12 protein-coding genes and 1 pseudogene are annotated in these 13,413 nt (G+C 31.9%); 2 read left to right on the top strand and 11 right to left on the bottom strand.

Annotated features, from left to right (window positions below):
• Position 1: 1 nt before the first annotated feature.
• Positions 2 to 172 (top strand): annotated as a pseudogene (locus KA828_RS03070) (IS5/IS1182 family transposase); the annotation flags it as partial.
• A 57-nt stretch (positions 173 to 229) separates the two neighbouring features.
• Here the strand turns inward: KA828_RS03070 and KA828_RS03075 are convergent.
• From KA828_RS03075 to KA828_RS03095, 5 genes are all read right to left on the bottom strand, one after another.
• A complete protein-coding gene (locus tag KA828_RS03075; RefSeq protein ID WP_075108280.1) occupies positions 230 to 721 on the bottom strand; it encodes a cupin domain-containing protein in 492 nt (163 codons plus the stop codon).
• Entirely contained in the window at positions 721 to 1,437 is a 717-nt protein-coding gene (locus KA828_RS03080; protein ID WP_053030638.1) for a YebC/PmpR family DNA-binding transcriptional regulator, read from the bottom strand. Before KA828_RS03080 ends, KA828_RS03075 begins: the two co-directional genes overlap by 1 nt.
• Positions 1,438 to 1,588: 151 nt before the next feature.
• Positions 1,589 to 1,948, bottom strand: coding sequence for a transcriptional regulator, SarA/Rot family (locus KA828_RS03085; RefSeq protein WP_193839916.1), 360 nt, complete (start codon positions 1,946 to 1,948; stop codon positions 1,589 to 1,591).
• 141 nt (positions 1,949 to 2,089) lie between these two features.
• Entirely contained in the window at positions 2,090 to 4,246 is a 2,157-nt protein-coding gene (locus tag KA828_RS03090) for a helix-turn-helix transcriptional regulator (RefSeq protein WP_210125390.1), read from the bottom strand.
• Positions 4,247 to 4,570: 324 nt separating this feature from the next.
• Positions 4,571 to 5,230 carry a Bax inhibitor-1/YccA family protein gene (locus KA828_RS03095; protein WP_193839661.1) on the bottom strand — a complete coding sequence of 220 codons (660 nt, stop codon included), beginning with the start codon at positions 5,228 to 5,230 and terminating at the stop codon, positions 4,571 to 4,573.
• 496 nt (positions 5,231 to 5,726) lie between these two features.
• Between KA828_RS03095 and KA828_RS03100 the strand changes: the two genes are divergently transcribed.
• A complete protein-coding gene (locus KA828_RS03100) occupies positions 5,727 to 6,545 on the top strand; it encodes a LysM peptidoglycan-binding domain-containing protein (protein WP_210125391.1) in 819 nt (272 codons plus the stop codon).
• Positions 6,546 to 7,014: 469 nt separating this feature from the next.
• Here KA828_RS03100 and KA828_RS03105 read toward each other — a convergent pair whose 3' ends face one another.
• From KA828_RS03105 to graR, 6 genes are all read right to left on the bottom strand, one after another.
• Positions 7,015 to 8,019 (bottom strand): inorganic phosphate transporter, encoded by a 1,005-nt coding sequence (locus KA828_RS03105; RefSeq protein ID WP_053030648.1) that lies wholly within the window; start codon positions 8,017 to 8,019, stop codon positions 7,015 to 7,017.
• A 14-nt stretch (positions 8,020 to 8,033) separates the two neighbouring features.
• Positions 8,034 to 8,651, bottom strand: a complete 618-nt coding sequence (locus KA828_RS03110; RefSeq protein ID WP_011276491.1) for a DUF47 domain-containing protein — start codon at positions 8,649 to 8,651, stop codon at positions 8,034 to 8,036.
• A gap of 274 nt (positions 8,652 to 8,925) precedes the next feature.
• A complete protein-coding gene (locus KA828_RS03115) occupies positions 8,926 to 10,815 on the bottom strand; it encodes an FtsX-like permease family protein (protein ID WP_210125392.1) in 1,890 nt (629 codons plus the stop codon).
• On the bottom strand, positions 10,805 to 11,566 hold the full coding sequence (locus KA828_RS03120) for an ABC transporter ATP-binding protein (RefSeq protein ID WP_210125393.1): 762 nt from the start codon (positions 11,564 to 11,566) through the stop codon (positions 10,805 to 10,807). The genes KA828_RS03115 and KA828_RS03120 overlap by 11 nt, the downstream gene beginning before the upstream one ends.
• A 132-nt stretch (positions 11,567 to 11,698) precedes the next feature.
• Positions 11,699 to 12,739, bottom strand: coding sequence for a sensor histidine kinase (locus KA828_RS03125; RefSeq protein ID WP_210125394.1), 1,041 nt, complete (start codon positions 12,737 to 12,739; stop codon positions 11,699 to 11,701).
• Complete coding sequence (gene graR / locus KA828_RS03130; protein ID WP_193839664.1) at positions 12,732 to 13,406, bottom strand: response regulator transcription factor GraR/ApsR; 675 nt, start codon at positions 13,404 to 13,406, stop codon at positions 12,732 to 12,734. The genes KA828_RS03125 and graR overlap by 8 nt, the downstream gene beginning before the upstream one ends.
• Positions 13,407 to 13,413: the final 7 nt, after the last annotated feature.

The raw sequence follows: 13,413 nt of genomic DNA on the forward strand, positions 1-13,413 counted from the left end.
TATGTATAAAAATTATAACATCACTCAACTTACTCTACCAATGAAAACTTCAGTTCTTATCCCCACAAATGATATTTCACGACATGTAAATGATATTGTTGAAACAATTCCTGACAATGAATTCGACGAATTCAGACATCACCGTGGTGCGACATCATATCATCCAAAATTATTTCAATAGAAATTGTCTTTATTCACTTATCCAAGAACTTTATGTCCCAGACTCTTTTTATGATTTATTTATATCTAATAAGGCATACTGTTGAATCAACTTCTTATGTTGAGGATATAAATGCATTAACGTCTCTTGTGTAAACAATTCAAAGTGATTAAATTCAAATGCTGGTTGACACATACAACCTACCAAACTGTATCCTTCTCTGTCTATTAAACTTGAAGCAAAAATCGTATCTTTAGGCACCTTATACTGAAGTACTTGTCCTTCTTCAATTGCAGGTCCTAATTGAACACTTTCATAGTCGCCATCAGGTGTAATCATATGAATCGTTAATGATTCACCTGCATGGTAGTACCATACTTCATCTGCGTCGATACGATGAAAATGAGAAATATCACCTGTCTTCAGTAAGAAATAAATACTACTAAAAGGCGCACGTTGTGTTTCATCCGTTGATTCTCGAATGGTTTCCTTGAAATAACCACCTTCTGGATGAGGCGTAAGATTAAGTTGTTTAATCCAATCATCTGCGTGTTTTTTCATTATTTTAAGTCCACATTGTGGAAGACATTTTGAACATCTTCAAGATCTTCGAGTGCATCAATTAATTTCTCAAATGTTGCTTGGTCATCTTCCGATAATTCAATATCAGTTTGTGGTAACATTTCAAATTCAGCAACTTTAAAATCTTCTACGCCTGTTTCACGTAACGCATCTTGAACTTGAGCAAATTGGTCCGGTTCCGCATAGACAATTGTAAGATCTCCATCTTCAATAACATCTCTAACATCGACATCTTGTTCCATTAATGCCTCTAAAACATCATCTGCTGACTTACCTTCAATTCCGAATGTCGCAGTATGATCAAACATATAAGCGACTGAACCTGATACGCCCATATTACCGCCATTTTTGCCGAAAGCTGCTCTAACATCTGAAGCCGTACGGTTTACATTATTTGTTAAGGCATCTACGATAAGCATTGAACCACTTGGTCCGAACCCTTCATAACGTAAGTGGTCGAAATTTTCATCCCCAGCACCTTTAGCTTTGTCTATAGCTCTATCGATAATATGATTTGGTACTGAATAAGTCTTAGCTCTCTCAAGTACTAATCTCAACGCTTGGTTAGATTCAGGATCTGGCTCACCAGATTTAGCTGCTACATAAATTTCTTTACCAAATTTTGCATATATTCTACTTGTATTTTTATCTTTTTGGGCCTTTTTTTCTTTAATATTGTTCCATTTACGTCCCATAATGTCATCTCGCTTTCATACTCAATAATCCTTATTATATAGCATTAACAAAGCATTGTCTAAAATGGAATCCATTTTATAATGAATCAAATTAAAAGAAAAAATACTGACAAAAACGACTTTGTCAGCACTCTTTGTTTAACATATTAAATTAAATATCTAAAAATTCTTCAACATCATTGAATAAAGCATCGAAATTTTTAATATTTTTTTCATCCATGTAGATAAAAATTTTTCTTTCATCTTCAGTGGATCGAACCTTACTTAATCTTTCCTTTTCTATAAGTCGTCGAATTGATACTAACAATTTGGTTCTACTCAACTCCAACTCACTAATTGCTATTTTTAAAAACTTTTGCATTAACATTTGATCATTAGCAATATGTTCATGAGCAAGTTTTAGTAAAGCTAAATCATTTAATGTCAACTTATATTGTTTATCTATATACTCTGACAATGCTTTATACTGTTTATAGAATTCTAGCAATTTATTTAATTTGTCATTATTCAATGCTTCTTGCACCTCCAAATATAAGCAGACAACTTAATTACTATTATCCTTTATATTTGTAAGTATGTCCTATAACTTTGTTTAGAAATTTTTGTCTAATTTACTAACAAAGTTAAATATAGTTGTGCAAAACATTATTTATTATTTCGTGACTCTTTTTAAAATCTTAACGACGTATAAAGCATTGTAATTGAGGTTAATTTGAAGTGGTTCTTTTTTGAAATTGTGTTCTACGAGTTTTAATGTAGGATGAATGTGATAATCCATTTTTCTTAAAAAACGTTTCGACCATTTATATTTATTCCTAATATGCTTTGAAATAAGATGATTAATATTGCCGTTGTAGTCATCAATGAGCTGAATCTTGACTAAATACGTCTCCTTTAACGCGTCATCGTTAAAATCAATAAACACGTCTGTTTGGTCATAATTGACTTGCAAGGATTCATTCTCTAACACGCGCCAATCATAGATGAAAATCGTATAGTGCGCTTCATCATCAATTAAGATGTAGTTTTCATTAAACAATTTAGGTTTCGTACTAATTTCAAGCAACTGATCCACTATTGTGCCTAAAATGGATTTAAATCCATTTTCGTCAAATATGTGCAGTGCATTAAATTGTCTATTATGATGCTTGAAATCGAAGCCAATGCCATTAAAGTAAGAAGCTGTTCTTACAAATGTTTCTATTAATAAAGGTGCGCTATTATTCAAATCATTATATTTACTATTTAAAAATTTATGATTTTCAAAATTTAAAAATATTATCTTCTGATTCTCTAAATCAATTTGCTTTAGAATTTGTCGGATATTTTGATAACGTACTATATTTTTTACCAATAAGTGTTCATTTTGTTCAATTAGATATGGCATTTTCAGTTGCGCATTATCAATATATAAAAATTTAAAATTAATACGTTTGATTTGTGATTCTAGCGCTTTAAACAAGACTGGGTCATTTAACAATTTACTTATTTCTAAACCGAATGAGAATTGTTGGGTCTTATGCTGTATCTTTAAAATGACGCGATAGATAGATTTTAAATTTAACTCCTCTAAATCAAATACAAGCTCTAGTTTATGATTACCAGTCGTAGGCAGTTGATGTGCTCTGAAGTAGTCTGCTACCTCCTCATAATTTGACTCTAAAAAATCTGTTAACCCTAAATCTTCTAATCTAAAGACCACATTTAACCCATTACGAATAATATATTCAAATAAGCGTTGTCTCTCATTCTTAGTCATTTGATCTTTAATATCACGCATATCTACATTAAGGTAAAACTTCAATGTTGTTTTGCCAAAATACATTGGTCGTGCAAAATCTTGAAGAAAAAGTAACCTGATTTCTTCAATCGTATTAACTTGAATGACTAAATAATATGGATTGACAACCGAACCAACCGTTGAATCTGCATAAATTTTATGTTCATCATGTTGGTTATAATATTGTTGCTTCGTTTTAATCAAATGTCGTATATCCTTCAAACTAGTATCATTCAATGTTTCATAATCCATGTAAATTGTTTTGTCGAATTTATCACAGTATCGGTATTCATTAGGCGTCATGCCGACATGATTTTTAAAGGATTTTGAATAACTTGAGGCATTACTAAAACCTACTTTTTCACTTATGAGACTGATTGTATTTTCCGTAGTTAACAACCATTCAAATGAATTTGCAATTTTCAAAGTATCGACATAGGTTTTAAAGCCCATATTTAACAATTGGTTAAATTGTGCTGAAAGATTGGATTTAGAAGTGAATAATTGTGATGCAATACCAGTTAATGTTATTTTCTTATTAATATTTTGATTAATATATTCTAGTACATCGCTTAACTCTCCGTAATAAGAAAAGTTATATTGATGATTAGCAATCATCTTTTCAATTGCCCCTTCTTTCCCAATAATATCGACAATTGAAGTGATGTGTGTCGTATCATCAGAAATGGCGTCAACATTTAAAGCGTTTAGTGCTATATGTAGTAACAAACGTTTGATTGCGCTGGTTGATTTTACTAAATTAGTCGAATATTTATAATTAAAAAATTCAAAACCTCGATCTCTAAACCAGTCACTAGCGATGTATAGCATCAACGTTTTTTTATTTTCTATAATTGAAAAGATATCTGTGTTATTGATGACGTAAATATCATTTTCGACGCTAACAGTTTTAGTAAAGTGCTGAAGTTTAAGTTGACCTTCAATTGGAAACAACAGAATAATACCGTCTTGGCAACGTGTCATTTTGTATTCATGTTTAGTCAATATATGAACATAGGTATTAGCCATTGATTAACCTCTTTCTTATTCATGATTGTCTTTCTAAATGTTGTACTATTTCTTCTTTTGGTATCTTAGCACTATCACAGTGATTAAATGTAAATTTATCACAACATGATAAACAAATCAAAAATACATTTTTTTATAAATTAATTACTTTTTATTATTTATTTAAATTATGAATTTGATAAAAAAGATGCCTCGTTATTGCTCAATAATTCAATCATGTATTTAGTAATGCGACCAATCATACAATTACTAAACAAATTAAAATCATTAAATACAATACGAAGACATCTCAAATGTATAGTTTCTCATTATATGTGTTTTTATTTAATTTTTAAAGCGATTTGCAAGTCTTAATACATCTTTTATAATATTTAATAAATTGATAAATAGATTAAAACCCATTTCCCTCGGTGAGAAATTCCCTCGTTTCATACGATTGAAATCATACAAGGTATACAGTAAGAATAATATTAAACCTACCACTGTGATAACGGTATGATATATCGGATTATTGATGAACATACCAATTAATCCAGCAATAATTAACGCAATTAATGCGACAAATAAATATTTACCAATACTTGAGGCATCATTGATTATAAAATAGCCCAAAATACCGAAAACAATGAACGCTCCAATTGCCAATAGGACATTTTTATAAAAGACCTCTGGCCCTAAATTTTGCATATAAGTTGTAAACGTGGCGTATGATAAAAGACCCACAAGTATGGCGTAAATATGCGAAATGATCAATCCATATTTACGTGCCCGTTGAATAAATAATGTTGCTAATATTAATACAAATAGTGCTATGGATAAAGGACGTCTCCATTCCATAGGCAAATACTGTCCAAAGTAACATCCAATTCCAAATATAATCCAATAATACATAAAATAGAGCCATACTTTACCATAAGCATGTGATTGATCTTTCTCTTGATGCTTCCGATTCACATGTTGTGCATTATTGTACGTCTGAGACATATTTTAAATCTCTCCTTATTAACTATCCCTTTTTCAATTCGATTGTATCGCATTCTAATTACTTTTCAAAAATAAATCATTTACGATTGATATGTTTTCTACAATTACATTACTAATAATCATTAATTTAAGTACAAAAAATATACGTTACAATTAAGTTTAATACAACCTTAAAGCCTGTTGTTAAGCCATTTTGAGCTAAATTTACTTAAATTAGTTGTCCTAACATCTCATCAAAATATTACAATTTACTTAATTTTAAAAATGAAATCAATGAGCAAATGTTAGCTGAATCCTATCATATCAACGGATTGGACGGTTTTACACAATCAATGACAAATATTAACAATGTTACAAGATAATAACAACGCCCACAGTGTGTCACATTTTTGATAGTATGAATACGTGATATATGTGAATGAATATATAAGGTAATGAATAGTTTAGGAATAAATTAATTAAAAATATAATGAATTTTCTCAAGGAGGACATTTAGTTGAAAAAGTTAGCAGTCGCAGCTTCTGTCGCAACCGGAGCAGTTGCAGTATTATCAAACCATAATGCTGAAGCATCAACACAACATACTGTAAAATCCGGCGAGTCGCTATGGAGCATCGCTAGTAAATATAATACATCTGTAGATAGTATTAAGAAGAGTAACAACCTTTCTAACAATATGATTTTCCCTGGCCAAGTTATTACTATTGGGGGCAGCAGTAATAGCGCTAATAATGCCAGTTCAAACGCAACAACTTCTTCATCATATTACACAGTAAAATTTGGCGATTCTTTATATGCAATTGCTAGTAAGAATGGTGTATCGGTCAATGCATTAATGAAGGCCAATAACTTATCAGGTTATTTAATAACACCAAATCAACAATTAAAAATACCAAATGGTTCAGCAAATACACCTACTGAAACAAATCCGAATACAACGAATAACGGTGGCGGAAGTGGCGGTTATGCTAGCCCATCATTCAATCACCAAAACTTATATACTGCTGGTCAATGTACATGGTATGTATTCGACCGTCGTGCGCAAGCTGGTAAACCAATTAGTACTTATTGGTCAGATGCTAAATATTGGGCAGGCAACGCAGCAGCAGATGGTTATACAGTAGATCATAATGCAACTGTTGGTTCAATTATGCAATCAACTACAGGCTACTATGGACATGTGGCTTATGTTGAACGTGTTAATGCAGATGGTAGCATCTTAATTTCAGAAATGAATTATGCTAATGGTCCATATAACACAAATACAAGAACAATTCCTGCATCTGTAGTTTCAAGCTACAATTTCATTCACTAAATAATATAATAATGCTATCTTGTGGATGGTCACCCTATCAAAGAGAACTTCATCAAGAAATTCTACAAGCCAAGTAAGCTAGGAGTGGAACAGCGTTTTAAAATTCTGTTCCACTCCTTTTGTGTTCTATAAAAAATACATGGCAATAGCACACCACTTTATTAATTTGATTTGACTACCTATAACTGTTATTTAGGTTTGATATCCTATCAAAATAGCCACATGCTTAGATTGTCATTACTAACTTAATTCATCTAAATGATTTAGCATATAAGTAAGACACTTTAAAATGAACATTCAGTTAAGCAATACTTTAAAGAATGTCTTTATAACCAAATCCCCCTCCCTATCTCAGGACGTACATAAAAAAACTGCCTACAAAGTCAAAGACTCTATAGGCAGTTTGAAAAGGGTGAGACGACGAATTTAATAAGTATTCTGTCCTACTCCCTAACACTTAATTATTTAATTATAAGAAAATGTTCATAACTAAGAAAATCAAAGCAGCTAAAATAGCTGAGATTGGTAATGTAATAACCCATGTAATAATCATACGTTGTGCAGTGTTCCATTTAACACCTTTAGCTCTGTTAGAAGCACCAACACCAAGAATTGATGATGATACAACGTGTGTTGTAGATAATGGGAAGTGTAATGATGATGCTACAAATATTGTTAATGCTGATGATAAGTCAGCTGCAGCACCGTTAGCTGGGCGGATTTTCATAATGTTTCCACCTACAGTTTTAATAATCTTCCATCCACCAATGGCAGTACCTAGACCCATTGCAGTTGCACAGGCAACTTTTACCCATAAAGCTGGTTCAACATTCGATGGATCTTGAATATTGGCTACAATTAAAGCTAATGTAATGATACCCATTGATTTTTGTGCATCATTCGTACCGTGTGAGAACGATTGTAATGCTGCAGTAAATACTTGGAAGAATCGGAAATTACGATTCGCTCTAGTAAGGTTAGCATTTTTAAAGACAATTTTAACAATCGTGTACATAATGAATCCGACACAAAATGCAATAATTGGTGAAATGATTAAAACAATAATAATTTTAGTGAAACCTTGATAATGAAGTACACCAAATCCTTGTGCTGCAATCGCTGCACCTGCGATTGAACCTATCAACGCATGAGATGATGAACTTGGTATACCATAATACCATGTTAATAAGTTCCAAATAATTGCGGCTAATATTGCGGCTAATACAACGACTAACCCATTTTGTAATTTAAATGGATCAACAATATCTTTCGTTATTGTACCGGCAACACCAGTGAAGGTTAGCGCACCAACAAAGTTCATAATTGCCGCTAAAAAGATAGCAGTTCTAGGCGTTAAGGCACGTGTTGATACTGCTGTAGCAATCGCATTGGCTGTATCATGGAAGCCATTGATAAAGTCAAAGATTAAAGAAAATATTACGATAGCTATAGTGATAATTAATACATATTCCATAAATTAAAACTCCCTTAGCTATTTTTCATAATAATCGTTTCGAAATTATTTGCCACAACTTGACATTTATCTGCGATTTCTTCCATGCTTTCATAAATATCTTTTATTTTAATAAGTGTGATTGGATCAGTTTCGCTGTTAAAAATGTGTTTAATAGATTGACGTAAAATGCCATCACAGTTTGTTTCAAATTCTTTAATGTTAATAGAATGAATGCGCATGTGTGATAATTTTTTCTCTACTAATAAACCAACAGCTAATTTCATTTCTGCTACTGCTTTTTGAATATTTTCTACGAATTCTGCCATGTATTCATCTGTATATTCAATTGAATACATTTCAAACATTGCTGATGTTTCTTCCATAGCGTCTAGCACATCATCAATTGCATTACATAAAGATAGAATATCTTCACGTTCAATTGGTGTAATAAATGTTTGATTTAAATCTGTAATGACTTGATGCATTAATTCGTCACCATGTGACTCATAAGTCTTGATATTATCAGAATAAGCTTTTAAATCTAAGTGCGTATTGAAATCCATTTTCCCGAATTCAACTGCAGCACGGTCCAAGTTAAATACCATTTCCTCTAATTGAACCATGAACTTATCCTTTTTCTTAGTAAACATTATAAAGCCTCCATTATAGCGATCGTTTCCAATCACGTTGTAAATTTTTATTATTGTAAGACAACTTTAGATAAAGAATACATTTACAATAAGAACTTTTCAAAAGTCTTTTTTCGGACTATTTGTAAATTTTATGTAAATATAATGTTTTACTGTTATTCACGTAATACTCCATTACTGAATTTGTCCCTATTTGAAAATATCACAAAATTTACATAACCACAATTACATTTACAAATTCTTTACAAATACGAAATATTAGAAAAACATTAGCTTAAATTGAGTGATTAATTGTACGTTTAGAATGGTTATATGCGATAACTGCAAAAATGCTGTAAATGATTGAGTAAATGCCCATTACGACAAAAATCGGAACTTGATTATCAAATCCAATGATCTTCATAAAGACCACAGCAGCAAAGTATGAATGCAACAAAGCAATAATCAATGGTATACCAAAGTTAAATGCCACTTTAAGCTTTAATCCTTTGGCCATATCTTTTTGAATGAATCCTAATTTACGTAATACCGAATAACTTTCCAACTCATCCTCTGTTTCATCAATTTGTTTAATGTAAATAATACATCCTGTGGCAATCAAGAATGCAATGCCTAAAAATGACGTTACAAACAGTAATATGCCAGTTAAACTGGATACTTCACTAACGACTTCACTGCGCGTTTGCACATCACTATTGAGATCTTTCGTAATGCTTTCAAGTTTTGGAATATCTCTATTATGTTGTAAATCAAAACCATATTGTGAAACGATATATTTACGATTCGCATGTGTTTTCAAGTAATTATAATCGGTATCATTCAATACTAGTGTAGGACCACCTAAATCAATACTTTGTTTAAAATAAATTTTGTCCATCACTTTATGCAATTTAATATTCACGTGATGTTTTTTAGTTCCAATAGAAGCCGTACCATTTGATTTATGCTTCGACAACTCTTGAATTAAACCTTCAGGCATAATTAAATTTGCTTCACCTTTTTTTAAAGACACATTTGGAAAATATTTTTCGCTCGTTACAGTAACTGCATAAGGTTGTATCTGACTATTGTCAAACAACTGATCTTTATATAGTTGAGAATATACGACTTGTTTAAAATCATAACGATAAGGAATATGATGGCGACTTAATTCAAATCCTAATTCATTTGCAAGTTTCTCTTCTTTTAGCGTAACTTCATGGGGTGACTCTAAAAGCACTTCATTTGCCAAAGAACCTCTACTAATCGCAGCGAAACATAAAACTGATACAGTAATTGCTGAGATGATGGCCATTACAGTCAATGAAAATGCATTTTTCCTAATTCGAAACATGAGTGATGACGTGAAAATAACATCGTTTACAGACACATTTCCGCCTTTAAAATATCTAATCATCTTCAATATGAGTGAAATCGTACTTCGGAAGAAAAAATAAGTTCCTAAAACAGTTACAATTAAAATAACAAATGGTAGTATGACATCATCCACAATCTCAACAAAGCGCGTTGATAAATAATACCCTGTCAATATCAGCACAACGCCTAAGACACCTAATATAACTTCTCCTAATGTAAGCGTGATATGACTATCTTCTTTAGTATCTTGAAAGGCCATCAAACTTTTAATTGAAGATTTACTTAAATAAATAGATGCTTGGATAATGATGAGTATATAGGCAATGACAAGTATAAATAATGTTTGTGCAATCGCTTGAAAACTAAAAATGAATGATACAGATGTATGTATACCTAATAATTTCAACACAATCATTAGTAGTATTTTCGAGCCTAAAATGCCAATAATCATACCTAATAGTGCAGTTATAATGAAAATAAATAACTGCTCAAGCATTAGCATGTAAATAATACTTTTTTTACCTAAACCAATCGTTTGCAATAACCCGAATTCATAACTCCATCGTTTAATAAACAACATATTTGTATACATGATAAATACGACAATGATGATAAATAAAAAATAACTTCCCACTTGTGTACCTTGACGTATCATTGACAAAGACTGGTGCACATTTAAATGATGTACATATTTGATCGTAATAAAACTAAAGAACAACACGATACTTAATACAAGTGAAAAGATATAAATTGCGTAATGAATAATATTTTGTTGAAAGTTCTTCCATATAATATGACTAAAACTCATACATCATGCCACCTAAGATACTTTGTGCACGTAGAATTTCTCTGTGAAAGACGTTTTTATCATCTTCACCTTGATATATTTCAGTAAAAACTTGTCCATCTTTCAACATAATCACACGCTCTGAGAAACTTGCTGCTAATGGGTCATGCGTGACCATCACTATCGTCGCATTATAGAGTTCATTAATTTTTTGAAAACGTTGCAACAAATCTCGAGTATTTTTGGAATCAAGTGCGCCAGTAGGTTCATCCGCAAAAATAATCTTTGGATATGTAATAAATGCACGTGCAGCTGACGTTCTTTGTCGTTGTCCACCTGAAATTTCTGATGGATACTTATCACTAATTTCAAATATATTTAACGCTTTTGTGATACGTTGATAGCGCTCATTCATTTCGCTTTTATCTAACTTCTGAACGGATAAAGGTAACATGATGTTCTCTTTGGCCGTTAGTGTATGTAGCAAATTATATTCTTGAAATATAAACCCAATATCTTTTTTTCTGATATCAGACAACGCTTTGTTAGACAGTTTTTCTAATTGTTGACCGTCTAAAATAATAGAACCGTGTGTTAAATAGTCAATTGAACTTAATACATTCAATAAGGTTGTTTTGCCTGATCCCGAGGGCCCCATGATAGCAACAAACTCTCCCGCTTCAATTGACAGGTCAATATCTTTTAATACTTCTTGTTCAGTTTGCTTGTTACCATAGGTTTTGGCTATCTGCTTTGCCTGTAATATTGTCACGTTAATCGTTCACCTCGTCATTCAATATATCTCCGTGCGCGTTTATTTTAGTGATTTCGCACTTCTTTAGTCAGTTTAATTATAAAAGTAATTACAATGGATGAAATGAAGATGGAGTAACAAATCAACGTTTTAAGGTAACATTGTTGTCACTTGCGTCATACGCGCCATTAATTCATTTTGTTTCGGAAAAGTTAAAACAAATGTAGTCCCTTGCCCTACGGTAGACGTAACACGAACATCGATACCTAATTGTTCCTTAACGCTGTTTACCAAATACAGTCCAATACCCGAAGATGTCGTTTCATTACGATTCGCAGTCGAAGTGAAACCACGCTCAAATATGCGTGGTAAATCTTTGTGACTAATCCCTCTACCAAAGTCTTTAATTTCTAATGCCACATGATCATCCTTTATAAAAGAACGGATAACAATATCCTGGCCTTGTGAATATTTCAAAGAATTAGATAAAATTTGACGAATCATCATGCGACACCACTTGACATCTGTATATACATCTAAATTTGTCTCAAAATTCAAATCATAACCTATACCCTTAGCCTGACTAATATGACGTGTCAATTGAATCTCATCGATGACCAGTCGTTTCAACGCAGTTTCTTCAAAATACATATCTCTATTTTTAGACTCTAATCGAGTTAAATACAGTTGTTTATCTAATAACTCATTAATACGTGCCCACTCATATAATAATGACTTTTTACGGGTACCTTCTGCTTCTTGGTCAATTAACAACTTCATCGCTGTTACAGGCGTTTTAATATCATGCACAAATTCAGTTAAAGATTGTTCCGTCATTTTGATATGTAATTGCTGCTCAACTACGCGTTCTTTTTGACTTGTTAATTTACGGTAAAGGTAATTAACAACTTCCCGTTGAAACGGATCTTCAGCCAAATCTTTGTGCTTAATTTCTTCAATTTCCTTATTATTATATAAATGTTGATATAACTTAACTTCTTTCAAAAAGGTAAAAACTAAAAATAGTGCAGTAAGACCAAGATTTAGCATTACAATAAAGCTGATACCTTCAATTGAAATATCATAATCAATATAAGCCATACCTAATAAAATCAAATGTAAAAACACAATCCAAAAAATCCAATTACTACGTGTTTTAAGGAATAACCAAAACCATTTCAAGTTACTCATGCGCCATGTAACCTTTACCTACTTTAGTTTCAATTTGCGTATCCATACCAATATCAGATAGCTTTTTACGCAAACGATTAACATTAACAGTTAACGTATTATCACTTACAAAAGCTTCATCATCCCAAAGCGCAGTAATTAACGTGTCTCTCGTAACAATTTGATTCTGCTTTTGTATTAACATTTCTAAAATAATCATTTCAGTCTTAGATAAATAGATCACTGCGTCGCCTTTTTGAATGCTATCCTTTGATAAGTCTACAAGCGCATCTTGCCAATTCAATGTTCGCTTTTCTTCTGCGCCAAATTCATAGACACGTCGATAAATCGCCTGCAGTTTGGCTATTAGCACGTTTGTATGAAATGGCTTTTGCATATAATCATCCGCACCTAATTCCATACTCATCACTTGGTCCATAGGATTATCGCGAGAAGATAAAAATAAGATTGGCACGTTAGACACTTGTCTAATCTTTCTACACCAATAAAATCCATCATATTTAGGTAATTGCACATCCATAATAACTATTTCTGGATTAGTTTCTTCATAAATATCCATTACTGCACTAAAATCATCTATTCCTGTCACGAAGAAATCCCAATGTTCGAGTTCTTTTTTCAATTCTTGAAATAGTGTTTGATCATCTTCTACTAATAATACTTGCATCACTTTA

The sequence above is a fragment of the Staphylococcus sp. GDY8P85P genome (assembly GCF_017892405.1).
GTDB lineage: Bacteria > Bacillota > Bacilli > Staphylococcales > Staphylococcaceae > Staphylococcus > Staphylococcus borealis.

Bases quoted from the DNA above. Each gene is read 5' to 3' on its own strand.
- KA828_RS03075 (WP_075108280.1), bottom strand. From the start codon at position 721: ATGAAAAAACACGCAGATGATTGGATTAAACAACTTAATCTTACGCCT.
- KA828_RS03080 (WP_053030638.1), bottom strand. From the start codon at position 1,437: ATGGGACGTAAATGGAACAATATTAAAGAAAAAAAGGCCCAAAAAGAT.
- KA828_RS03090 (WP_210125390.1), bottom strand. From the start codon at position 4,246: ATGGCTAATACCTATGTTCATATATTGACTAAACATGAATACAAAATG.
- KA828_RS03095 (WP_193839661.1), bottom strand. From the start codon at position 5,230: ATGTCTCAGACGTACAATAATGCACAACATGTGAATCGGAAGCATCAA.
- KA828_RS03105 (WP_053030648.1), bottom strand. From the start codon at position 8,019: ATGGAATATGTATTAATTATCACTATAGCTATCGTAATATTTTCTTTA.
- KA828_RS03110 (WP_011276491.1), bottom strand. From the start codon at position 8,651: ATGTTTACTAAGAAAAAGGATAAGTTCATGGTTCAATTAGAGGAAATG.
- KA828_RS03115 (WP_210125392.1), bottom strand. From the start codon at position 10,815: ATGAGTTTTAGTCATATTATATGGAAGAACTTTCAACAAAATATTATT.
- KA828_RS03125 (WP_210125394.1), bottom strand. From the start codon at position 12,739: ATGAGTAACTTGAAATGGTTTTGGTTATTCCTTAAAACACGTAGTAAT.
- graR (WP_193839664.1), bottom strand. From the start codon at position 13,406: ATGCAAGTATTATTAGTAGAAGATGATCAAACACTATTTCAAGAATTG.